This window comes from Streptomyces sp. NPDC034086 (assembly GCF_055575515.1).
The window spans coordinates 377556-399617 of sequence record NZ_JBVISM010000005.1 but is presented as its reverse complement, the minus strand read 5'-3'; the positions used below and the strand labels follow the sequence as shown (position 1 = coordinate 399617).

Below are 22062 nucleotides of genomic sequence, written 5' to 3'. Positions count from 1 at the left end.
CCGAATGTGATCTGCCTCCTGTGGGGCGCCTCACCGCCCCACCCCCCGAACCTCACCCCCCGCATCCACCCGCACCCCCTGCGATGCGTGACCCGGGTCACTTCCTGGCTCGGATCGGCGGTGTACGGGGCCCGGTCAGCCGTTCGGCCGCGTGGCGGCAGCCCCGCCGGAGGGGCGGGCCAGAGCGCTGACGACGGTCGCGGCGGCGCGTGCGACGAGCGCGTCGTCGTAAGCGGCGTCGGGGGTGGAGCGGCTGGAGAGGACGGCGATGACCACGGGGGCGGCCCCGGGCGGCCAGGCGACGGCGATGTCGTTGCGGGTTCCGTAGCGCCCTGCGCCGGTCTTGTCGCCGACCTCCCAGGTGGCGGGGACACCGGCGCGGATGAGTGCGCCGCCGGTGGTGTTGCGCTTGAGCCAATCGGTCAGCAGGGCCTTCCTCCCGGCGTCGAGGACGTCGCCGAGCACGTAGGCGCGCAGGTCGGCGGCGAGGGCACGGGGAGTGCTGGTGTCACGGACGTCACCCGGCACGGCTTCGTTGAGGTCGGTCTCGTAGCGGTCGGCCCGGGTGGTGGTGTCGCCCAGGGCGGCGAGTGCCGACTGGAGGCCCTCCGGTCCGCCGAGCTCGTCGAACAGGAGGTTGGCGGCGGTGTTGTCGCTGTAGCGGACGGCCGCGTCACACAGGGCGCGCAGGGACATCCCGGTGTCGACGTGCTGTTCGGTCACGGGTGAGTGGGCCACCAGGTCGGTGCGGCCGTAGCGGACGACGGCCTCGAGTTCTTCGAGGGTGCTCCGCTGGAGCACGGCGGCCGCCGAGAGCGCTTTGTGGGTCGAGCAGTAGGCGAACCGCTCGTCGGGCCGGTGCCGGACGGTCCGTCCGCTGCCGGTGTCGACCGCGTAGACCCCGAGGCGGGCGTCGAACTCCCGCTCCAGGGCGGCGAAGGCGCGGCCTGCGGGATCTCCGGCGGAGGCGGCGGGCGCCACCGCGCCGGGCGCGTCCGCGGCCCTGGCGGCCTGGGCAGCGCCGAGGAGCGGGGCGGCGGCGAGGGCGGCCATGGCGGTGAGTGAGGTACGGCGGGAAACGGCCACCACTGATCCTGTTCGTCGCTTTTGGAACGGCTCGTTCCCAGAGGCTACTTGCTCCACCCCGGCGACCGCCCGCACCGACCGCCCGCACCGGGCGGCCTCACCGGCCGACCCCTCCGGCCGATCGCGCCGCCCGCGCGCGATCCGGCGAGTCCCCGCCAGGTGGCATTCACGGCGCGCGGAGGCGGGGCCCGCGCATTCCGATATCCCGCCACCGCCTGACGTGAAAACGGCTCGCCCGGCTCCCGACCGGGCACCCATCCTTGACGGAGCGGGCCCTGGACGGCGCGGTATTCGTTCCGGGTCGCCTCTCCGTTCACCCCCGTCCTTTCTCCGGGGCAGCACCCCGGTCGCGATGCGTAAAAGGGGAACTCCTGTCATGCGCCGAATGATTTCGTCAGCCAGCGTCGGCCTCTCCCTCACCCTCGCCCTCGCCGTGGCCCCCGTGGCAGCGGCCAGCGAGAGCCAGCCCGCGGCATACACCTGCAACTCGGGCAATTTCTGCATCTACAGTGACTGGAACGGCGGCGGCGAACGCTGCGAGTGGTCCGACTCCCAGAGGGCGAACACGGCGGACAACTGCGGCTTCATCCAGCGCGGAATCAACGTCCGTTCCGTCTGGAACGGAAAGAACAACCGGGTCCAGTACTACACCCAGACCAATTACAACGCCCGCGTGGGTTCCACGTCGGCCGGTACCGGCGGAAATCTGATGGGCACTTATCAGATCCGCTCCTTCAAGAAGCAGTAGGAAGACCGGACCGCTCCGGGCCGCGGCCGTTCCGGAGGATTTTCCGTGCCGCCCGGGCCGTCCCGGGCTGCACGGGCGGCGAGTGCCGGCACACTGGCGGACATGAGGATCGCCATCATGACGGCGGGGTCCCGCGGGGACGTCGCACCGTACACGGGTCTGGGCGCGGGCCTGGTCCGGGCAGGGCACGAGGTCACCCTGGTGACCCACGGCGGGTTCGAGCCGCTGCTGGCCGGGTCGGGGGTGCGCTTCCGGCCCCTTCCGGGGGACCCCAGGGCCGAGTTGCACTCGACGCGCGGCCGGGGGCTGCACCGCAGCCGGACCGGGGCGGCGAAGCTGCTGCGGGCGGTCGCACTCGCGCGGAGCATCGCCCCGGAAATGACGCAGCCGCTGGTGCGCGCGGCGCGCGACGCGGACGTGGTTCTGGCCGCGGGGTCCATCGCGCCCCTCGCCTGCGCCATCGCCGAGGGCTGCTCCCGGCCCAGCATGGGGCTCTTCCTGCAACCGCTGCACGGCACCCGCCACTTCCCTCCGCCGATGCTGGGCACGCGGTCCCTGGGGCCGCTGGGCAACCGGATCGGCGGGCACGCGGTCACCGCGGCCGTGGACCACGTCTACACCCGGGCCGCGCGGACCCTGGCCACCGAGCACGGCCTGCCCCCGGTCCGGCTGTCCGGCGCCCGCCGCGTCCGTGAACGCCAGGGCTGGCCGGTGCTGCACGGCTTCAGCGAGCTGGTGGTTCCACGCCCCCGCGACTGGCGGCCGGGCCTCGACGTCTGCGGCTACTGGTGGCCCCACGACGCCGCGCGCCGGCTCCCGCCGGAACTGGAGGACTTCCTCGCCTCCGGCCCCGCCCCGGTCTACGTCGGCCTCGGAAGCGCCACCGCACCCGACCCGCGGCGCCTGAGCGCCCTCGTCGTCTCCGCCCTGCGCGCGGCAGGGCTGCGGGGCGTGATCCAGCACGGCTGGGCCGGACTGTCCGCCGCCGGGGACGACATGATCACCATCGGGGACGTACCGCACTCGCTGCTCTTCCCCCGGATGGCCGCCGTCGTCCACCACGCCGGGGCCGGCACCACCGGCGCGGCCCTGCGCGCCGGGGTGCCCTGCGTGCCCGTCCCGGTCCAGTTCGACGCCGCCTTCTGGGCATCGCGTCTCGTGCGGCTGGGCACCGCCCCCGGGGTGGTGCCGTTGCGCCGCCTCGACCCCGCCGACCTCGGCTCCGCGGTCCGGGAGGCCGTGACCGACCCCCGCTACCGCGACCGTGCCGGGCACATCGCCCGCCGGCTGGCGCAGGAGGACGGCGTCGCCCCCGTGGCCGCCGCTCTGGAACGGCTGGCGGCCGGCTGAGGGGGCGTCACCCGCCGGGAGCGGTCCCCCGGCGGCTCGTCGTCACCGGCTGAGCAGGGCGTCCAGCAGCCCGTCGAGGTGGGCGCTCTCCTCCTCGGCCCGCACCACCGCGTACGTCCGGCGCAGGAAGGCGGCCACGGCGTCGGCGTCCGCGAGGAGCACCGCCCGGTCCTGGCCGGCCTCGCCGGCTCCGTGCAGTTCGATGCGGAGCACCCGCCCGTCGGCGCCGTCCAGGGGCCGGAAGAGCACGTCCCCCTCGCCCACCGGCCGGCCGAGGCCGTCCGCGAGCATCTGCCGCTCGAAGTGCCAGCACGCCAGCCGCGTACCGGCGTGCAGGATGACCGCGCGCACGGCGAGCGGGTCCGTCGGGGCGTACGTGAGGCGCAGTTGCAGCGGCACGCCGGCGACGGTGGTCAGGCGGGCGCTGATCAGGGCGGACAGGCGGGACGTCACAGAAGGCCTCCACGGGAACGGGCACCGGACGGCGGGTGCGCGACGCGCGTGTACCCGGCGCGGACCGGACCACACCCCTCCGTCCGGGTGAAGGCCGCAGCGACGCGGAAGCGTCAGAACGCGTAGAGCGCGTTGCCGTTCAGGGTCGCGGACATCACGCACGCGTTGGGGAAGGTGTGCTTCCACGTGAGGCGGCCGCCGTGCCAGACCCCGTCCGCCGTGACGGTGACGGGGTCGTAGTTCCTCCGGCACGCGCGGTGCGGATCCGGGGCGGACAGCACGCGGTCGAGCCGGCCGCCGGTGGCGTTCAGGGCGTCGCAGGCGGCCCTGGGCGCGGGGTGCGTGCCCTCGGCGGTGTAGGCGCAGCTGAGTACGGCCGCCCGCAGGACGGTGCCCGTGGCGGGGTCGTCCCCCTGGGTGAGGGCGAGGACCACGGCGGAGGGGGCGTGCGGGCTCGCGGGCTGGGCCTCCGCCACGCCCGTGGTGCCGGCGAGGCAGAGGAGGGCGGCGGCGGAGACGGCTGCTGAACGGTGACGCACGACAATACTCACTTTCGATTCGAAGGGTGAAGGTGGCACTACGGCTGTCATGTAGCGCCCGGCTCGGGTCGACCCTCTCAGCTGTGAAGGGCCGACGCACATCGACGATCGAGTTACGGACAGATCGTCCGACTATCGGATGAGAGGCGGGAGTTGGGGCGGCTTTCGCCTGGTGACCGCGGGTCCGCTCCGCGCGGGGACGCCGGGCCCTGCCCCGCGGGGCGCGCTCCGCGCGGCGGCACCTCCTGGTGGCGGCCCCGACCGGTCCGCCGCGGGGCCGTCCAGGGTGACCGGATCGCGGCGGCGGCCGGGCGGGGCCACGGGGCGCAGGGCGGCCGGGCGCCAAGTGACGCATGCGTACCGCACGTCCGGCTGGTGACAAACGCGACTGTCGCCGGGTCCTGGCGGCGTGCCACCTTTGCTCACGTCACCGACCGAGGGAGCAGGTGTGAACAAGGGGCACGCGGCCTTCTGCGACGCCGACCGCTGGTTCTACGACGCCCCGTACCGGCGGGGCGGCGAGAGCTTCCCGCAGGCCCTCGCCCCCGTACCGGAGGGGTGGACCTCGCACCGCAGCGGTGACTGGCTCGCCCTGCGCCCCGTCGGGGTCCGGCTGCCCTCCCAGGGCTGGAAGATCCACGTCTCGGCCGGCCTCGACAACGCGGAGGCCGTCCTCGGCAAGGTGCACGCCTACTGCGTGGAGCGGCGCACCGCCTTCAAGTTCGTGCCGAGCCGGTACCTGCTGCACCTGCGCAACGCCAAGTACGCGGACCGCGCGGCGAGCGGCAAGTTCCTGACCGTCTACCCGGCCGACGCGGACGCCTGCCGGCGCACCGCCGAGGACCTGGACGCGCTGCTGGCCGGCGAGCCCGGCCCGTACATCCTCAGCGACCTGCGCTGGAACGAGGGCCCGGTCCACCTGCGCTACGGCAGTTTCACCCTGCGGCACTGCTACGACGGCGACGGCGAGCTGGTCCCGGCCGTCGAGACGCCCGACGGACGCCTGGTGCCGGACGCCCGCGGCCCGGTCTTCCAGCCGCCCGCCTGGGTCGAACTGCCCGATTTCCTGCGGCCCCACCTGGACCGGCGCTCGGCCGTCACCCTCGAGGGCATCCCCTACACCATCGAGGGGGCCCTGCACTTCTCCAACGGCGGCGGTGTCTACGCGGGCCGCGACACCCGCACCGGCGAGCCGGTCGTCCTCAAGGAGGGCCGTCCCCTCGCCGGGCTCGCCGCCGACGAGGCGGACGCCGTCACCCGGCTGCACCGGGAGCGCCGGGCTCTGGAACGGCTGGACGGGCTGGACTGCGTGCCCGCCGTCCGCGGCACCTTCACCGTCGGGGACCACCACTTCCTGGCGCTCCAGTACCTCGACGGGAAGCCCCTCAACACCTACTTCGCGCGCCGTCACCCCCTGATCGAGGCCGATCCCCCGCCCGAGGAGCTCGCCGCCTACACGGAGTGGGCGCTGAGGATCCACGCACGGGTGACGGAAGCCGTCGAGGCCGTCCACTCCCGCGGCATCGTCTTCAACGACCTCCACCTCTTCAACATCATGGTCGCCGAGGACCCCGTCACGGGTGAACCGTCCGTCGCCCTGCTCGACTTCGAGGCCGCCGCCCACGTCGACGAGGGCCTGCGCCAGACGGTCGCCAACCCGGCCTTCGTGGCGCCGCCGGACCGGCGCGGCTTCGCCGTCGACCGCTACGCGCTGGCCTGTCTGCGCCTCGCCCTGTTCCTGCCGCTGACCAGCCTGCTCGTCATGGACCGGGCGAAGGCGGCCCACCTCGCGGACATCGCCGCGGCGCAGTTCCCCGTGCCCCGGTCCTTCCTCGACGAGGCGGTGCGCGAGATCCTCGCCGGACCCGAGGCCGAAGCCGAGTCCGGGTTCTCGGGGTCCGGGTCCTCCGGGTCGGGGTCCGACGACGCCGCCGCACGGGTGCCCGCCCCGGACCGGCCGTACCTCCCGGCCGAGCCGGGTGACTGGCCGGCCGCCCGCGCCTCCATGACGGCCGCCCTGCACGCCACCGCCACGCCCGACCGGGAGGACAGGCTCTTCCCCGGCGATCCGGCCCAGTTCGCCACCGCCACCGGCGGCGCGACGTTCGGCCACGGCGCCGCCGGCGTGCTGTACGCGCTCGCCGAAACGGGCGCCGAGCCCTGGCCCGAAGCGGAGGAATGGCTGCTCGCCCGCACGAAGGAGCCGCCCTCCGGCACCCCGCTCGGTTTCTACGACGGCCTCGCCGGACTGGCCTGGACCCACCACCGGCTCGGGCACCGTGACCGCGCCCTCGCCCTGGTGGGCCGCCTCCTGGACGAGCCGTGGCCCTCCACGGGCCCCGACCTGCACGGAGGCCTCGCCGGGATCGGGCTCGCCCTGGACTCCCTCGGCACGGCCACCGGCGAGGGCGCGCTGCACAGCGCCGCCCTGCGCTGCGCCGAGCTGGCCTTCGAGGCGGCACCCGGACTGAAGCGCACGGGGCTGCTCCACGGGCACAGCGGGATCGCCCTGCTCCACCTGCGCCTCTACGAGCGCACGGGGGACCCGGAGCTGCTCCTGCGTGCGGCACGGTTCCTCCACCGGGACCTGGACCACTGCGTGACCAGCGCCTTCGGGACCCTCCAGGTGGACGAGGGCTGGCGCACCATGCCCTACTTGGGCGCGGGCAGCGTCGGTATCGGCATGGTGCTCGACGACTGGCTGGAACACGCCTCCGACGAGCGTTTCGAGGAGGCCCGGACCCAGATCGTCCAGGCGGCCCAGGCGACCTTCTACGCCCAGCCCGGCCTCTTCCGGGGCGCCGCCGGCATGATCCTGCACCTGTCCCGGACCACCACCCCGGGCCCCGGGACCCGAGCCCGTGACATCGCCCGGCAGATCGAGGCGCTGGCCCGCCACGCACTGCCGTACCAGGGACGACTCGCCTTCCCCGGCGAGCAGTTGATGCGCCTGTCCATGGACCTGTCCACCGGCACCGCCGGGGCGCTGCTCGCCCTGGGCAGCGCCGCCACGGGCGGGCGGGCGCACCTGCCGTTCCTCCCGCCGCCGCGTACCGCGGCGGCCCCAGAGCCGGTCCCCCACCGGGGGGCCGTGACCGGTCAGAACATCCCAGCGAAGGAAAGGAATCAGCCATGACCCTTCTCGATCTGCAGTCGATGGAGACCCCCAAGGAAGAGAACACCGAGGCCGCGCACCTCACCGGGGGCGGCAGCCGCGCCAGCCTGCTCCTGTGCGGCGACAGCAGCCTGAGCGTCACCACCTGTAACTGATAGGGACGCTTTCCGGGCCCGGGCGGAACCTCGCCCGGGCCCGCACCTCATCCCCGGGCAGCCCCGTCCCGGGCCCGCGGGCATCCGAGGAGCCGCCGCCCATGACCCCGACCGACGACCCCGGCGAGGCGGCCGCCGCCCGTACGGCCGACCGCGCATTGAAGGCGGCCGCACGGCACAGTGCCGGCCGCACCGCCGCCGTGTTCGGCTGCTCGTTCGCCGCCGCCTGCGCCGCCCTCGCCGAACCCGCCGTCCTCGGCCACTGCCTCGACCTGCTCCTGCGCGGCGACCCCTCCGGCACCCGGTGGGCCCTGTACTGTGCGGCACTGACCGCGGCCGAGGTCCTCCTGGACGCGGCGACGGCATGGCTCACCGGCGGCGTCGACGCCCGCTCCGCCGCCTGGCTGCGGCGACGGGGGCTCGCCGCCCTGCTCCGCACCGCGCCGCACCACGCGGCCGGGCACGCCCCCGGCGAGACCGCGGCCCGGCTCACGGCGCACGCCACCGCCGCCGCGACCGTTCCCGCGGCGGTCGCCACCGCCGCGACGGCCGTACTGCTCCCGCTCGGCGGGCTCGTCGCCCTGTTCCTCGTCGACGTCTGGACCGCCGTCGCCTTCCTGGCCGGAGTGCCCCTGCTGGTCCTGCTGCTGAGGGCCTTCACCCGCGCCTCGGGAGCCAGCGTCAGCCGGTACCAGCGGGTACAGCTCGCCATGGCGGGGCGGCTCGCCGAGGCCCTGGCCGGCGCGCGCACCATCGCCGCCGCCGGCACCGGGGAACGGGAAGCCGCGCGCGTCCTCGCCCAGCTGCCCGAACTGGGCCGTGAGGGACGGCGTACGTGGCGGATCTACGGCGCGACCGTCGCCCGTACCAGTGCCCTGATGCCGCTCCTGCTGTACGTCGTGCTCGGCGTCGGCGGCTTCCGGCTCGCGGCGGGGGCGCTCGGCGTCGGCGGCCTGCTGGCCGCCGTGCGGTACGCGGGCCTCGCGGCCGGCGCGGGAGCCGTCACGGGCCGGCTGGCCGCGGTGGTGCGGGGGAGGGCCGCCGCCCGCCGGACCGCGGCGCTCCTCGGCCTGCCGCCCCTCGCCGCGGGGGACCGCCGACACGCCGCCGACGGCCCCGGCACCCTGGAACTGCGCGGGGTCCGCGTCGAGCGTGCGGGCACGGTCGTCCTGCACGACGTCGACCTGCGGATCCCGGGCGGCGCCACCACGGCGGTCGTGGGCCGCACCGGCTCCGGCAAGACCGTGCTGGCCGCCGTCGCCGGACGCCTCACCGCCTGTGACGCGGGGCAGGTACTGCTGGACGGCACCCCGCTGGAGGAACTCACCACCGGAGCACTGCGGCGGGAGGTCGGCCACGCCTTCGACCGGCCCGCCCTGTTCGGGGAGAGCGTCGGCGCGGCCATCGCCTTCGGAGCGCCGCCGCGGCCCGGGCCCGACGCCGTGCGCGCCGCGGCCCGGGCGGCCGGAGCCGACCCGTTCGTACGCCGCCTGCCCGAGGGCTACCGCACCCCGCTCGCCGACGCCCCGATGTCCGGCGGCGAACTGCAACGCCTGGGCCTGGCGCGGGCGTTCTGCCACGCGGGCCGGCTGCTCGTCCTGGACGACGCCACCTCCAGCCTGGACACCGTCACCGCCCGCGCGGTGGAACACGCGCTGGTCACCGAGGTGCGGGCCGCCACCCGCCTCGTCATCACCCACCGCGTCTCGACGGCGGCCCGGGCCGACCTCGTCGTATGGCTGGAGGAGGGCCGGGTCCGCGCGACCGGGACGCACGCGGAGCTCTGGCGGGACCCCGCCTACCGCTCGGTGTTCGCCACCGGCAGGGAATCCGCCCCCGCGGGGCGTCCGGACGGCGAGCGGACCGCCCGTCACGGGGCGGTCCGGTGAGCGGGCGGGGCGCCTGGCGGCGGGTCGGCGCGGAGGGGCGCCGCTTCCTGCGCGGGCGGACCCGGACGCTCGGTGCCCTCGCCCTGTGGTCCCTGCTGGAGTCCGCGCACACCTTCCTCGGCGGCTACGCGGTGGCCCGCGCCCTCGACGACGGCTTCCTCGCCGGCCGGCCCGGCACCGGAACCGGCTGGCTCGCCCTGGCCGGGGCCGGGGCCCTCCTCGGCGGGCTGGCCCTGCGGGGCGTGTTCGGGGGGCTCGCGGACCTCGTCGAACCGCTGCGCGACGGTCTGGTCCGCCGGGCCGTGCGCCAGGGCCTGGAACGCGCGGTCGCCGACCCCGCGCGGGCCGAGCGCTCCGGGGCCGTCTCGCGGCTCACCCAGCAGACCGAGATGGCGCGCGACTCCTTCGCGGGGCTGGTCCTCGTCGCCCGCTCCTTCGTCTTCACCGCGCTCGGCGCCCTGGCCGGGATGGCCGCTCTGGCGCCGGTCCTGCTCGTGTTCGTCCTGCCGCCCCTGCTCCTGGGGACGGCGGGCTTCCTGCTCACACTGCGCCCCATGGCAGGGGTGCAGCGCCGGGCCCTCGACACCGACGAGGCCCTGGCGGGGCGGGCCGGCGAGCTCGCCGCGGGCCTGCGGGACGTGGTGGCTTGCGGAGGGGAGGCCGAGGCCGGGGGCCGCCTGGAGTGCCTGATCGCCGAACAGGAGCTGCTGAGCCGGCTGCTGGCGCGGTGGGCCGCCCTGCGTACGGTGATGCTCGGGGTGGCGGGCCGGCTGCCGGTCGTCGCGCTGCTCCTGGGCGCACCGTGGCTGCTCGCGCACGGGCTGAGCGCGGGCGCCCTGGCCGCCGCGCTCACCTACCTGGTCCAGTCCCTGCTGCCCGCGCTGGACGCCCTCATGGGCGCCCTCGGCTCCGCGGGCACCAGGCTGCTGGTGGTGCTGGAGCGCTTCTGTCCCCCGGGAACGGACACGGCGCGGTACGCGGAGCCGCAGCCGGCGGGCGCCGCGCAAACGCGGGATCCCGGGCCGTGGCGGCCGGAGCCCGGGCCGGGACCGGCGGCGGCGTCCGGGGCCGCGTCCGGGGGCGCGTCCGGGACCGCGTCCGGGGCCGCCCCGCTCGCGGCAGAGCTGCGTCAGGTGCGCTTCGCGTACGGTCCGCACGCCCAGCCGGTGATCGACGGCCTCGACCTGACCCTGCGCGAGGGGGAGCACCTCGCCGTGGTCGGTCCCAGCGGCATCGGCAAGTCCACGCTCACCGCGCTGCTGGCCGGGCTCCTCGTGCCCGGCCGGGGCACCGTACTGCTCGCGGGCGCCCCGGCCGGCCGCGGACCCGCCCGGGGTCCCGATCCCCGGCGGACCCTGCTGCCCCAGCAGGCGTACGTCTTCACGGGCTCCGTCCGCGAGAACCTGACCCACCTGTGCCCCGGGCCGGTGTCCGGGGCACGGCTGGAGCGGGCGGTGGCCGCCCTCGGCGTGGACGGCCTCGTGGACCGGCTGGGCGGCCCGGACGCTCCCGTGGACCCGGCCGGGCTGTCCCAGGGCGAGCGGCAGCAGCTGGCCCTCGCGGCCGCCTACCTCTCCCCCGCACCGCTGCTGCTGCTGGACGAGGCCACGTGCCATCTCGATCCGCGGGCGGAGGAGCACGCGGAGCGGGCGCTCGCCGAACGCCCCGGCACCCTCGTCGTGGTGGCCCACCGCATCTCGTCCGCGGCGCGGGCCGACCGGGTCCTCGTACTGGACGGCACCCGTGCGGTCTGCGGGACGCATGCGGACCTCCCGGCCAGGTCGCCCCTGTACCGGGAACTCGTGGGGGTGTGGAACGGGCGGACGTGAGCGGGGGGCCGGCGGTCACAGGGAGGGTTCGGGCCCTCAGACCCAGCCGGCCTGCCGGGAGATCCGGATGGCGTCCACCCGGTTGCGGGCTCCCGTCTTGCGGGTGACCGCGGCCATGTAGTTGCGCACGGTCCCGCTGGCGAGGTGCAGGGCCTGCGCGATCTCCGCGATGGAATCGCCCTCCGCCGCCCGGGCCAGCACGCTCAGTTCGCGGGGGCTCAGCGGCGCGGGGCCGGCGTCCAGGAGGGCGGTGGCCAGGGAGGCGTCGACGAACCGCTCCCCCGCCGCGACCTTGCGGATGGCCCGGACCAGCCGGCCCGGTGATCCGTCCTTGTCCACGTACCCGCGGGCCGCGGCCCGGACCCCGCGCTGGAGCGATCCGGGCGCTCCGGACGTGGCGAGCACCAGCAGGGACCCGGGCGGACCGGCGAGCGGGCGGGCGGCCCTCCCCTGGGCCCCCAGCGTGGCGGACGCGCCGGGACAGTCGAGGTCGACGACGGTCACGTCCGGCCGTAAGGACTCCGCCTGGCGCGCCGCGGACCGCCAGCAGGCGGAGGTGACGTCGAAGCCGCCCTCCGATCTCAGCAGAGCGGCGAGCGCCGACCCGACGAGGCTGACGCTGTGCAGGACGAGGACCTTGGTCATCGGGGGCTTCTCCTCGGGTGGTGATCAACGGGCACCAAGCGGTTGCCCGGCAACCACGGAGTAGGAACGTCCGCGTCCGCGGCGTCGGGGGGCGCGTGGCCGAAGTCCGGCCCCCGGCGGACCGGCCGCGCGGGCCGCCGCACCCGGGACACGCTCGGCGAGTACGGTTCCCGCTCCGGAGGACGCGTGCCGGCGGAAGGAAGCGGTAGGGCTGATTCCGGGCGCATGCGGGTACGGAACGCCCCCGCCGCGGCGCCGGATGCCGCTCGAACAGACGGCCGTCGCCGCCGGCGGGAACGGCGACCGGGCCCGCCGCCCGCACCGCGCACCGCCGGTGGCGGCCGGGCCGGCGCCGCCGCGCCGACGAGACCGACGGGGCGGCCAACTCCGTTTCCGTACAAGTGGGTTGGCGTACTGCCCCGGCGGCTGCGGCGCGGTCGCGGTCCGCTAGGCTGACGCCTCAGACGATCATGGAAGGGGGGCCGGTCCGGCATGGCGGTGAACGGAGCAGGGGGACGGCTGGGACGGCTCCACGCCGGGGACCCTCAGGAGATCGCGGGATACCGGCTGCTCGGCCGCATCGGTGAGGGCGGCATGGGCACCGTCTACCTCTCCCGCACCCGCGGCGGGCAGCCCGTCGCGCTGAAGGTGGTCCGGCGCGAGTACGGCGGCGACACCGGCTTCCGCCGCCGCTTCGAGCAGGAGGTCCGGGCGGCCTCCCGGGTCCAGGGCTACCACGTCGTCCCGCTCGTCGATCACGACGTCACGGCCGAACAGCCCTGGCTGGCCACGGCGTTCGTTCCCGGCCTGTCCCTGCGGGAGGCCCTCGCCGCGTACGGCCCGCTGCCGCTGCCTGCCGTCCTGCAGCTCGTCGGCTGCACCGCGCGGGCCCTGACCGCGATCCACACCGCCGGCGTCGTGCACCGCGACCTCAAGCCCAGCAACGTCCTGCTGAGCGACGAGGGACCGTACGTCATCGACTTCGGCATCGCCCGCGCCGCGGACGGCCTCCAGCTCACCGCGTCCGGCGGCGTCGTCGGCACCCCGCAGTTCATGTCCCCGGAGCAGGCACTGGGCCGGCCCGCAGGACCGGCCGCCGACGTCTTCGCGCTCGGGCTGGTAGCCGCCGTCGCCGCCACCGGCCGCCACCCTTACGGGGACGGCGGCGCCCTCACCGTCGCCGCGCAGATCGCCAACACCGCCGCGCACCCGCCCCGCCTCGACCTGTACGACGAAGCGCTGCGCCCCCTGCTCGGCCGCTGCCTGTCCCCCGACCCGGCGGCCCGCGTCGGCCCGGAGGAACTGGCCCGGCTGTGCGAGGAGGCCTCGGGCCGTCCCCTGAACGATTTCACCGGCTGGCTGCCGGGCCCGCTGGGTGACGAGCTGACCGCCCGCAGGCGCGCCGCGGCCCTGGCACCGGAGCCCGAACCGACGGTCACCGACGGCGCGGTCCACGACCCGCCGTCCCGTGGGCCGCACGGCCCCGCCTTCGCCGCCGCCCCGACCGTGGCACCGCCGCCCCCGCGCCCGCCGCACGCGCCGGAGGGACCCGCCGCGACGCGGCGTACGCCGACCGGTGTCCTCGCCGCCGGCGCCGCCGTGGCCGTCGCCCTGGCGGTGGTCCTGACCTGGACGGTGGCCCGCTCCGGCAGCACCCCGGACGGCACGCGGCAAGGGGCCGACGGGAAGGGGCCGGACCGGCCGGCCGCCGTCACGGACCCGGGTCCGGCGCCCGCCGCCTCGGCCTCGGCCTCCGCTTCCGCTTCCGCCTCCGCCTCGGCCTCGGCCTCGGCCTCCGACGACGCCGGGTACACGGCCGTCTTCCGGGACCGCCCCCTCACCCTGCGTTCACCGGGCGGTGCCAACATCGTCCGGGCCGACCTCGACGTCCCCCAGGTCGTACAGGACACCCCCGGCCGGGAGATCATGCTGAGTGAGATCTCCGGCGGCAGGTGGGAGTTCTACACACCGATGGGCAAGAGCACCGGAAAGACCCCCCGGGAATGCCTGCGGGGCGCCCAGAGCGAGGTCCTGCCCACCGAGATCCGGGCCAAGGACCTGCCCACCGTCCTCCCCGTCGGGACCCTGATGTGCACGGTCACCAGCGACAAGAGGCTGGCCATGCTGGAGGTCACCGGCATCACCGGCGGCCAGGGCAACCTGCCCGACTACACCACCCGGCTCACCCTCTGGCAGAGGCGGTAGCCGCGGGAGGCCCGGCCGGCGGCCCCGCCGCCCCTCCCCCGTACGCCACCGGCGGCACGGGGCACCGGCCGCGGGTCACCATCCGCCGAGGGCCGGCGCGTCGGGCCCGCGCCGCCGCCAGGCCGCGTCGAGACGGGCGAGCCGGTCCGGGGCGGCGATGCCGCGCAGGAACGCCACCCTGCCGTCGCAGAGTTCGAACGCCACCACCCCCGCGACCCGGTCACCCACCACGGCGAGGACGGCCGGGGAACCGTTGAGCACCGCGAGGTGGAACACCACGGAGCCGCCCGCCAGCCGCCGCTTCGCCGCCGTGGGCCTGAACCCGGCCCGTACGTACGAGGCCACGCGCTCGCGCGTCGTGAACCGCAGCAGCCGCCTGGCCAGGCCGGCACCGTCCGAGACGACGGTCACGTCGGCGGTGAGCAGCTCCACCAGGCGGTCGGTGCGCCCCGAGGTGGCGGCGGCGAGGAACTCCTCGACGATCCGGCGCGCGGTCGCGGCGTCCGCCCCGTCACCGGTGCGGCGCTCGTCGGCGACCCGGCGCCGGGCCCGGTGGACGTACTGCTGGCTCGCGGACTCGGAGATGTCGAGGATCCCGGCGATCTCGGCGTGCGGATAGCAGAAGACCTCCCGCAGGACGTAGGCCGCCCGCTCGGCCGGCGAGAGGCGCTCCATCAGGGTCAGTACGGCCAGGGACACCGATTCGCGCTGCTCGAAGGTGTCGGCGGGCCCGAGCATCGGGTCGCCCTCGAGGAGCGGTTCGGGCAGCCAGTCCCCGGCGGCGCGTTCGTGGCGCGCCTGCGCCGAGCGGAGCCGGTCGAGGCAGATGCGGGTGACGACCGTGGTCAGCCACGCCTCCGGCACCGCGATGCGGTCCCGGTCCGCGGCCTGCCAGCGCAGGAACGCGTCCTGTACGGCGTCCTCCGCGTCGGCCGCCGAGCCCAGCAGGCGGTACGCGAGCGAGGCCAGCCGGCCCCGGCCGGCCTCGAACCGGTCGACGGCTGCGCGGTCCATGCGGCGCAGCCTACGCGGTGGCCCGCACGCCGGCCCCGTCAGGTGCGGCGGTCAGACGGCGCGGGCGCTTCGGCATGCCGAAGGCGGGGTGGCCGATGCTCCACGCGGCCCCCTTGAGCACACCCGACTTGAGCCGCGCGGCGGTCCGGCCGCCCAGGTACCAGGACATGGAGCGGGCATCCGCGTCGACCATCTGGAAGATGGCGTCCCGCCGCCCGAGGCTGATGTGGTTGCCGTAGTACCTCATCGCGCCGGCCGGGACCCCGCCGCCGGTCAGCCGGGCGATGATCGCGGCTGTCGCCCGCATGCCGGTCAGGCCGGCCGAGGCGCAGGACATCGGCAGCGGGCGCCCGTTCGCGCCGATCGCGTGGGCGCAGTCGCCCGCGGCGTAGACGTCCGGGTGCGAGACCGAGCGCATGGCGGCGTCCACGACGATCCGGCCGGTGCCGGTGACCTCCAGGCCGCTCGCGGCCGCGATGGGGTGCACCGCGAATCCCGCCGACCACACCGTCACCTCCGCCGGGAGGGACGCACCGCCCGCGGCGATCACCCGTCCGGACTCGACGGCTTCGATGCGGGTGTGCTCGTGCACGGTGACGCCGAGCCGGTCGAAGGCCCGGCGCAGGTGGCGGCGGGCCTTCGGGGAGAGCCACGCGCCCGGCTCGCCGCGGGCGGCGAGCGCGACCGACAGGTCGGGCCGGGACTCGGCGAGCTCGGTGGCGGTCTCGATGCCGGTCAGCCCCTCCCCGACGACGAGCACGGCGGCGCCCCCGCCCAGACCGGCCAGGCGCTCGCGCAGGCGCAGCGCCGAGGACCGTCCGGCCACGTCGAAGGCGTGCTCGGCGACACCGGGGACCCCGTGGTGGGCCCCGGCGCTGCCGAGCGCGTACAGCAGGGTGTCGTAGGCGAGTTCGCCGTCACCCTCCTCGCCGCTCACGGCGACGGTCCCGCGCTCCGCGTCGACCCCGGTGACGCGCGCCACGCACAGCCGTACCCCGGTGCCGGCGAAGACGTCGGCGAGCGCGCGGACCGCGAGGTCCTGGCCGGCCGCGAGCTGGTGCAGGCGCATCCGCTCGACGAAGTCCGGCTCGGCGTTGACGACGGTGATCTCGATGTCGGCGGAGGAGAGCCGACGGGCCAGGTTCCCGGCGGCAAAGGCGCCGGCGTATCCGGCGCCGAGGACGACGATGCGGTGCTTCATGGCGTGCTCCTGTCTCTGTGCGCGTGCCCCTTGGACGAGACGGGACCCCGATCCCTGACAGGAGGCGGCTGTGACGCCGCTCACACGACCGATACCGGCGGAACGCCCACTGCCGTCGGCCCGGGGGGCGTCCGTTGGGGCGGACGTCCCCTCGCCGATGCCGCTTGACCAGCCCGGCGCCCTGCCCGGCCGGGTCCTAGCAGTAGCCGTCCACCCTGGCGCCGGCTGGAGCGAGGTCGGGCCAGGGACGTCCCGCCCTGTCGGAGGCCGCGGACCGTAGGAGATCAAGAAGCGTGCACCCCGGGTAGCCCCGAAAACTCGCGTGATTGCCCCGGTAGTAGCAGCTCCAGTAGCTCACGACCCGCCGTTGGGTGCGCGCGAAGAAAGCAGGGTTGTCCACGATGAACTGCCCGTAGGCGCCGTGGCCGCGGGTGCCGGGCGTGGCGAGATCACCCTGCCAGTCGGCGGCTCGTCGTTGTAGCTGCGCCCGGGGATCAAAACCTGACGGCCCTCGACACCTGACGGCCCTCGACGGCGACCGAGAACGAGGCATGGGGCCGGAGCCCGGCAACGGGCATCACCGCCAGGACGGCCACGGCATCGCGAGCAAGCTGGGCCGGGAACGCCGTGATCGTACGGATGAACAACGCTGTCGGCGTGCCACAGGCGTTGGCTACTTCTGGTTCGAGGGAGGCTCTTCCCCGAGTTCGAGCCTGAGCTTGCACACCTTGAGGCCGGCTGCGCGTCCTCGCATGGCCTGTCCGGTGTCGTAGGTGATCAGGGTGACTGGGCTGCCCGCCAATGTCTGAGCTGCCACAGCTCTGTCGACGATTTCGTCATCAGTGATGGGAAGCCTTTGATGGCCGGGGGGATCGAAGAGACTCGACCGTCACGGGCCTCGCGGCGTCGGAATGCGGCCCGTGGGGTCTGTGACCTTGTCGTCTTGGGCCTTCAGGAGTCCCGGCTGTGATGGGGTCCTCGCTGAGGATGCGGTCCAGTACGGCGAGGGTGTAGCCGGCTCTGTATCGCACAAGCGGTTAGCTGGCTTGCGGCAGGCCGCCCTCCATCTCGAGGACGTAAGCGAAGCGCCAGTGGGACGTTAGAGGAGAGGGCGAGGATATCCACGTCGGGTGGCAGGGGGGTTGGTTCTTCCCGCTCCCCGACATGACCACGGCACTCGGCAAAGGAATATGGACATGCGCGGATTCAAGAGTGCCCTCGCGACAGTCGCGGCTTTGGCCGCTTTCGCGGGGGTGGGGGTCGCGGCGTCGCCGGCACAGGCGGCGACCTACTGCTCGACCAAGGGGCAGACGTACATCTGTGAGTACGGCGTCTCGACCATGAGATTCGCCAACGGGACGAAGGAGGAGTTCGTCGTCGGTGCCGATCACGCGGTGTGGACGAACTGGACCAGGTCCGACGGATCCTGGAACGGCTGGATGTCCATGGGCGGGTGGGTCCAGAGCCGCATCTACGCGACCCCTGAGCAGGAGAACAGCACTTCGCTCCTCTACATCATCGCCACCGGCTCGGACGGCAACGACTGGGCCCGTGTGCGCCACTCCAACGGCTACTGGACCAGCTGGCAGCCCCGCTGCTTCGCCATCCCGGAGGGCCATAACTGCGCGTAACCGGCGGGGCGAGCGGTACTCGCCCCGACCACCGCACGCGGTCCACGGGGTGTCACTGGCGGCGGACCGCACACCGGCGCGGCGCGTAGCACGGATCATCGAGGAGCCTTTCGAGGAATGCGGCGCGGAAGTGGCCTGGCAGGGTCGAAGCTGCGCATCTGGTCGCGGCCGGTGATCGGCTCGGCCGCCCGGCTCCCGCGGCCTGCAACGGCAACTTGGGGTGCCGGTCCGCAGAGCGGGAACAGCAGTGCCGGGGCCTGCAGGTGGCCGCGGTCCCACCTTCTGGCTCCGCGACTTGCCCCCGCCCTCCCCGCAGGCGGAATCGGCCGGGAGGCGGCCGGTGCCCGGCGTGGCGGCACTGCCCGGGGCCGCCCAGTCCGTGGGGCGGGAGGCGCAGCCTGGTTGTGCGCCGCATCCTCCCGCCCCACGGCGTCCTCGGCGGCCGGGGGCCCGAGGCGGCTGTGGGCGGGCGTAGATGGGGTGGCACCTGTTGCCCGAGCGACCCGTATGGAGCCGATGACGTGAGCTCCCGCACCGCCCCGAACCTGCCCGATGAGGGCCTGGCCATCGGCTTCCAGCCGTATTTGCCCGTGGAGATGCGCTGGGAAAGGGCGGTCGCGGACGGCCTTCCCCTCGACGTTTCCCACGCCTTCGGCATCTTCGACAGGACGCTGTGCGGAGTCCAGCAAGTCGGCATGTCGCCGTCTGATTACGGATGGCTGCCGCAGCTGGGGAATGCCTGTCGCGCTTGCCGGGAAGCGGGGGGTGTCATTGATGACCGCTGGCCGCAGGCTATGAGGGGCGAGGACGCGCGGGTCAGTGTGGCCCGGCGGCTATGAGTCCTTCCAGTTCGGAGTCGACTCTCGTGTGAGCCTGCGGCTCATCAGGTCGATCATCGCGAGGCGGATCATGGCTTCGGAGCGGTGCGGGTGGGTTTCGTAGTCGCGGGCGAGGCGGCGGTGATTCATAAGCCAGCCGAACGTCCGCTCGACGACCCAGCGCCGCGGGATGACCTTGAAGCCCTTCTGGCCCGGGTCGCGGCGGGTGACCTCGACGTCGATGCCCAGGGTGGCGCCGTGGTCGATGGCCTTGGTTCGATAACCGCTGTCGGCCCATGCCTTGGTGATTCTGGGGTGGGCCTTGGCGATGTGCGAGAGCAGATGGATACCGCCGGCGTTGTCGGAGACGCTGGCCGCGGTGACCCAGACCGCGATAAGAAGGCCGAGGGTGTCGACGCCGATATGGCGCTTGCGGCCCGCGATCTTCTTACCCGCGTCGATGCCCTGGCCAGTGGCCGGGACGTTGGCGGACGTCTTGATGCTCTGGGCGTCCAGGACGCATGCGCTCGGTTCGGCGTCCCGGCCTCCAGCCTCCCGGACAAGTCGGCGGAGCAGGCCGTTGAGCTGGTCGAACACGCCGTCCTTCTGCCAGGCGGCGAAGTATCCATAGACGGTTTCCCACGGAGCGAAGTCGTGGGGAAGGTAGCGCCAGGGGATCCCGGTCCGGTCCACATACAACACCGCGTCCATGATCCGGCGCAGGTCGTGCTCGGGCGGCCGCCCGATATCCAGGCCCTTCCCTCGCCGGTCGGCCCGCCAGGCCGACACAATGGGCTCGAGCAGTTCCCATCGGGCATTGGACAGGTCACTCGGGCGCTGTCGAGACATGTTTCGATAGTTCCGCCGAGCGACATCCCGCCGGAATGAGTGGGGGCGTCTTGGGATCAGACAGGAGCGAAAGGGAGGAAACGTGCCCGGTAATGGCGTCAGCCGCCCCTCACGTCACGGATAGCGACCCTGACCTCGGCAGTCCCAGCCCGGCCTGCTACCCAAAAGACCGCCAAACACCCTGGACGGGATAAAACGCTTTTTAAGACGTCGTTTCGCTGCCGCCACGTGCAGCCCGAGGTCGCCACGGAGATGATCGCGGCCAACGCTTCGCGGCCAGCCGCTCGACGCCGGCCACCACCCTGCGGACGTATGACCTCGTCGGCGGCACCACCCTCCGGAACAGTACCCGGCACCAGCCGCCCAGCCAGATCCGCCATGCACGGTTCAACGAACGATCACACCAGAAGAACGATGCTTGGCATGGGCCCGGTGACTGTCTGCCTGTTGATACTCGGGATCATCCTGTCCTGACGGCGTGTCACGATGCCCCCACGTTCACCGAGCGAGGAGCTTGAGACGATGCTGACGGAGACATCGGGCCGCACAGCCCAAGACCTGGCCGCCGAGCTGGAGGGCCTGCGCGGCCTGGACTGGGCATCGGTATGGGCGGGTCCGCCACAGGGCGGGTCGGTGCAGTGCCGCGAGTGGTGCGAACGCTACGGCTGGGAGGCGCAGACGGTCGAGCGCAACCTCGTCGTGCACAGTCGTGCCGGAGGCAGGTGGACCTTCGAGTCGAACGGCAACTGGGATCCGGTCTATCGCCTGACTCATTGGGCTTGGCACCTCAAGGCCGACGACGCGTCCGAGAATCCCGGACTTCTGACCCGCGCCGCCGACGAGTGGCCTGCGTTCGTCAAGGCAGCCGAGGGCGTGCTGGGGCCGGCGGCCTGGAACGGGCCCTGGGATGCGCCGGACTTCCCCGAACCGCCGGAGCCGGCGTTGTGGGAGGACCACGACTACCGCCTTGAGACCCGCACCCCTTACCGGATGGCGTATTGGAAGCCCATCGGCGAACACCCCGGCCAGGCACTGATCGTGCTGGTGCAGTCGGTTTCGTTCGCAGCGTGGACCGACACCACACCGGGCGGCTCACGGATCAGGCTGGCTGTGCACGCCCCTGAGGGCTCACGGAGGCACGTGTGAGGCCCGAGGCGCCCCCTACGCCTGCGGAAATATCCCGGGCCTTCGTCCTCCAACAGGCCCAGGCCGACGCGGAACCTGCAACCATGCAGGAGGGCGCCAGGCTGGCGCGCAAGATCTACCAGGACTATCTGGAAACGGTCGCACCCGACACGGACGGACCGTGCCTTCTGGCGTTCATCGCGCATCTTGCAGAGGAGCGCTCGGTCACCCATGCGGACCGGGGCCCCGACCGCGCGTTCTGGTCCTATGTTTCCGAGCTCGCTCGAGGGCACTGACAAGCCAGTGCCCAACCGCTTCCTGGCCAAGGCGTGCGGAGAGTCACGCAACCTCCAAGTGCTGGAGGACACTCCGGCGGGGCACCAGTTGAATTCGTACTGCCTCGGCAACGCGAACGTCCTGGCTGCCCTCACCCAGCACTTCGACTTCGACGAAGTCGAACTGGACACCGTCCATGGCGAGGCCTGGGACACCCTGTCGAAGCGGTACGCCAAAGAGACCGAAGGAATGGCGGTCGGCTTCGCCGCAGATATCACGAAGGGCTCGGTACTCGGCAGGATCGAGATTCCGGAACTGCTGGGGAACCCCAGCGTCGGCAAGGAGGGGATCAAGTTCGTGACACCGCTGCCCGTGAACGAGAACCTGCCCGCCGAGATGCATGCGTTCATGGCCAACGACCCCGTCCGTTGCCAACTACGCCTGGAGGACTACAACGACACCGGGAAGGCCCCTGAAGAATTCGCCATGAAGCTGCACGCCATCGGTGTCCCCGAGGACCAGAAGGAGGCGCACAAGCACATCGTGGACCGGTTGTCGACGGCCAACAGCTACAAGGAGCTGAACCCGGCGACCCCCGAGGCGAAGGGGCAGGGTGTGCGGACCAATCCCTTCCTTCCCGGCGTGAACCTGAGCCACGTCATCGTCCCCGCGCCCCGCAGCGCTCTCACCGGCCACGGAGCGATCGACGCGGTGGCCCCGCGCATCGCGCTGAAGCCCCCCGGGATCGAGCGCTGAGCGCCAGGTCTGCCACGATGCGGACGCGCGCATCCATGTACCGAGCAAGAGCACAGGAGGATGCTGGCCGAGACGACCTGCCGCACCGCCCAGGACCTCACCGCCGAGCTGGAGGGTCTTCTGCGGGCTGGACTGGGGCTCGAGTGTGGGCGGGGCCACCGCAGGGCGGTTGTCCGGAGTTCCGGGAATGTGGCTGCTTGTTCGTGATGCCCGCCTGCTCCGCCGTGCCCGTGGTCGTCACCGCTGCCGAGCGCCACCGGCCGAAGAAGACGCCTTACGGCCACAAGACCCCGCACCAGACCCGACAACGCGCCACCATCGAGCTGCCGGCCTCAGGCGGCCGGAATGCCCGGATCGCCGCCGGGACCGGCCTGCATG

Annotated in this window: 19 protein-coding genes; 12 read left to right on the top strand and 7 right to left on the bottom strand. The window is 73.9% G+C overall.

Annotated features, from left to right (window positions below; genetic code table 11):
- Positions 1 to 135: 135 nt before the first annotated feature.
- On the bottom strand, positions 136 to 1053 hold the full coding sequence (gene bla / locus ACZ514_RS16460; RefSeq protein ID WP_469125022.1) for a class A beta-lactamase: 918 nt from the start codon (positions 1051 to 1053) through the stop codon (positions 136 to 138).
- A 409-nt stretch (positions 1054 to 1462) separates the two neighbouring features.
- Between bla and ACZ514_RS16455 the strand changes: the two genes are divergently transcribed.
- Together ACZ514_RS16455 and ACZ514_RS16450 are read left to right on the top strand one after the other, a co-directional pair.
- Positions 1463 to 1834 (top strand): peptidase inhibitor family I36 protein, encoded by a 372-nt coding sequence (locus tag ACZ514_RS16455; protein WP_468164824.1) that lies wholly within the window; start codon positions 1463 to 1465, stop codon positions 1832 to 1834.
- A gap of 102 nt (positions 1835 to 1936) precedes the next feature.
- Positions 1937 to 3184 carry a glycosyltransferase gene (locus tag ACZ514_RS16450; RefSeq protein WP_469125017.1) on the top strand — a complete coding sequence of 416 codons (1248 nt, stop codon included), beginning with the start codon at positions 1937 to 1939 and terminating at the stop codon, positions 3182 to 3184.
- Positions 3185 to 3226: 42 nt separating this feature from the next.
- On the opposite strand, the gene ACZ514_RS16445 is transcribed toward ACZ514_RS16450, so the two are convergent.
- Together ACZ514_RS16445 and ACZ514_RS16440 are read right to left on the bottom strand one after the other, a co-directional pair.
- On the bottom strand, positions 3227 to 3637 hold the full coding sequence (locus tag ACZ514_RS16445) for an SsgA family sporulation/cell division regulator (RefSeq protein WP_468164828.1): 411 nt from the start codon (positions 3635 to 3637) through the stop codon (positions 3227 to 3229).
- 113 nt (positions 3638 to 3750) lie between these two features.
- Positions 3751 to 4176, bottom strand: coding sequence for a subtilase-type protease inhibitor (locus ACZ514_RS16440; protein WP_468164830.1), 426 nt, complete (start codon positions 4174 to 4176; stop codon positions 3751 to 3753).
- 448 nt (positions 4177 to 4624) lie between these two features.
- Here ACZ514_RS16440 and lanKC point away from each other — a divergent pair, with 448 nt between their 5' ends.
- The 4 genes from lanKC to ACZ514_RS16420 all read left to right on the top strand — a co-directional run bounded on the left by lanKC (position 4625) and on the right by ACZ514_RS16420 (position 11164).
- The gene (gene lanKC / locus ACZ514_RS16435) at positions 4625 to 7312 is read left to right on the top strand and encodes a class III lanthionine synthetase LanKC (protein ID WP_469125016.1); all 2688 of its coding nucleotides are present in this window, start codon (positions 4625 to 4627) and stop codon (positions 7310 to 7312) included.
- Entirely contained in the window at positions 7309 to 7446 is a 138-nt protein-coding gene (locus tag ACZ514_RS16430; protein WP_388938101.1) for a SapB/AmfS family lanthipeptide, read from the top strand. Before lanKC ends, ACZ514_RS16430 begins: the two co-directional genes overlap by 4 nt.
- A 101-nt stretch (positions 7447 to 7547) precedes the next feature.
- Positions 7548 to 9335: an ATP-binding cassette domain-containing protein gene (locus ACZ514_RS16425; RefSeq protein WP_469125015.1), complete on the top strand. Its 1788-nt coding sequence runs from the start codon at positions 7548 to 7550 to the stop codon at positions 9333 to 9335.
- Entirely contained in the window at positions 9332 to 11164 is a 1833-nt protein-coding gene (locus tag ACZ514_RS16420) for an ATP-binding cassette domain-containing protein (RefSeq protein WP_469125014.1), read from the top strand. The genes ACZ514_RS16425 and ACZ514_RS16420 overlap by 4 nt, the downstream gene beginning before the upstream one ends.
- A gap of 36 nt (positions 11165 to 11200) precedes the next feature.
- On the opposite strand, the gene ACZ514_RS16415 is transcribed toward ACZ514_RS16420, so the two are convergent.
- Positions 11201 to 11809 (bottom strand): response regulator transcription factor, encoded by a 609-nt coding sequence (locus ACZ514_RS16415; protein WP_468164838.1) that lies wholly within the window; start codon positions 11807 to 11809, stop codon positions 11201 to 11203.
- A gap of 492 nt (positions 11810 to 12301) precedes the next feature.
- Between ACZ514_RS16415 and ACZ514_RS16410 the strand changes: the two genes are divergently transcribed.
- The gene (locus tag ACZ514_RS16410) at positions 12302 to 14014 is read left to right on the top strand and encodes a serine/threonine-protein kinase (RefSeq protein WP_469125013.1); all 1713 of its coding nucleotides are present in this window, start codon (positions 12302 to 12304) and stop codon (positions 14012 to 14014) included.
- A gap of 75 nt (positions 14015 to 14089) precedes the next feature.
- Here the strand turns inward: ACZ514_RS16410 and ACZ514_RS16405 are convergent, their stop codons facing one another.
- The gene (locus tag ACZ514_RS16405) at positions 14090 to 15028 is read right to left on the bottom strand and encodes a sigma-70 family RNA polymerase sigma factor (RefSeq protein ID WP_468164842.1); all 939 of its coding nucleotides are present in this window, start codon (positions 15026 to 15028) and stop codon (positions 14090 to 14092) included.
- Positions 15029 to 15038: 10 nt separating this feature from the next.
- On the bottom strand, positions 15039 to 16229 hold the full coding sequence (locus ACZ514_RS16400) for an NAD(P)/FAD-dependent oxidoreductase (protein ID WP_469125012.1): 1191 nt from the start codon (positions 16227 to 16229) through the stop codon (positions 15039 to 15041).
- A 1235-nt stretch (positions 16230 to 17464) separates the two neighbouring features.
- Here ACZ514_RS16400 and ACZ514_RS16395 point away from each other — a divergent pair.
- On the top strand, positions 17465 to 17860 hold the full coding sequence (locus ACZ514_RS16395) for a DUF8189 domain-containing protein (RefSeq protein ID WP_468164848.1): 396 nt from the start codon (positions 17465 to 17467) through the stop codon (positions 17858 to 17860).
- A gap of 521 nt (positions 17861 to 18381) precedes the next feature.
- The gene (locus tag ACZ514_RS16390) at positions 18382 to 18699 is read left to right on the top strand and encodes a hypothetical protein (protein WP_469125011.1); all 318 of its coding nucleotides are present in this window, start codon (positions 18382 to 18384) and stop codon (positions 18697 to 18699) included.
- Here ACZ514_RS16390 and ACZ514_RS16385 read toward each other — a convergent pair.
- A complete protein-coding gene (locus tag ACZ514_RS16385) occupies positions 18694 to 19527 on the bottom strand; it encodes an IS5 family transposase (protein WP_469125010.1) in 834 nt (277 codons plus the stop codon). The genes ACZ514_RS16390 and ACZ514_RS16385 overlap by 6 nt on opposite strands.
- Positions 19528 to 20049: 522 nt before the next feature.
- Between ACZ514_RS16385 and ACZ514_RS16380 the strand changes: the two genes are divergently transcribed.
- The 3 genes from ACZ514_RS16380 (at position 20050) to ACZ514_RS16370 (ending at position 21684) form a co-directional block, all read left to right on the top strand.
- Positions 20050 to 20673, top strand: coding sequence for a hypothetical protein (locus tag ACZ514_RS16380; protein WP_469125009.1), 624 nt, complete (start codon positions 20050 to 20052; stop codon positions 20671 to 20673).
- Positions 20674 to 20756: 83 nt separating this feature from the next.
- Positions 20757 to 20948, top strand: coding sequence for a hypothetical protein (locus ACZ514_RS16375; RefSeq protein ID WP_468164852.1), 192 nt, complete (start codon positions 20757 to 20759; stop codon positions 20946 to 20948).
- 58 nt (positions 20949 to 21006) lie between these two features.
- Entirely contained in the window at positions 21007 to 21684 is a 678-nt protein-coding gene (locus ACZ514_RS16370) for a hypothetical protein (RefSeq protein ID WP_469125008.1), read from the top strand.
- The last annotated feature ends 378 nt before the right edge of the window (positions 21685 to 22062 follow it).

Bases quoted from the DNA above. Each gene is read 5' to 3' on its own strand.
- ACZ514_RS16380 (WP_469125009.1), top strand. From the start codon at position 20,050: ATGCTGACGGAGACATCGGGCCGCACAGCCCAAGACCTGGCCGCCGAG.
- ACZ514_RS16455 (WP_468164824.1), top strand. From the start codon at position 1,463: ATGCGCCGAATGATTTCGTCAGCCAGCGTCGGCCTCTCCCTCACCCTC.
- ACZ514_RS16425 (WP_469125015.1), top strand. From the start codon at position 7,548: ATGACCCCGACCGACGACCCCGGCGAGGCGGCCGCCGCCCGTACGGCC.
- ACZ514_RS16385 (WP_469125010.1), bottom strand. From the start codon at position 19,527: ATGTCTCGACAGCGCCCGAGTGACCTGTCCAATGCCCGATGGGAACTG.
- ACZ514_RS16400 (WP_469125012.1), bottom strand. From the start codon at position 16,229: ATGAAGCACCGCATCGTCGTCCTCGGCGCCGGATACGCCGGCGCCTTT.
- ACZ514_RS16415 (WP_468164838.1), bottom strand. From the start codon at position 11,809: ATGACCAAGGTCCTCGTCCTGCACAGCGTCAGCCTCGTCGGGTCGGCG.
- ACZ514_RS16450 (WP_469125017.1), top strand. From the start codon at position 1,937: ATGAGGATCGCCATCATGACGGCGGGGTCCCGCGGGGACGTCGCACCG.
- ACZ514_RS16410 (WP_469125013.1), top strand. From the start codon at position 12,302: ATGGCGGTGAACGGAGCAGGGGGACGGCTGGGACGGCTCCACGCCGGG.
- ACZ514_RS16375 (WP_468164852.1), top strand. From the start codon at position 20,757: ATGCAGGAGGGCGCCAGGCTGGCGCGCAAGATCTACCAGGACTATCTG.
- ACZ514_RS16430 (WP_388938101.1), top strand. From the start codon at position 7,309: ATGACCCTTCTCGATCTGCAGTCGATGGAGACCCCCAAGGAAGAGAAC.
- bla (WP_469125022.1), bottom strand. From the start codon at position 1,053: ATGGCCGCCCTCGCCGCCGCCCCGCTCCTCGGCGCTGCCCAGGCCGCC.
- ACZ514_RS16405 (WP_468164842.1), bottom strand. From the start codon at position 15,028: ATGGACCGCGCAGCCGTCGACCGGTTCGAGGCCGGCCGGGGCCGGCTG.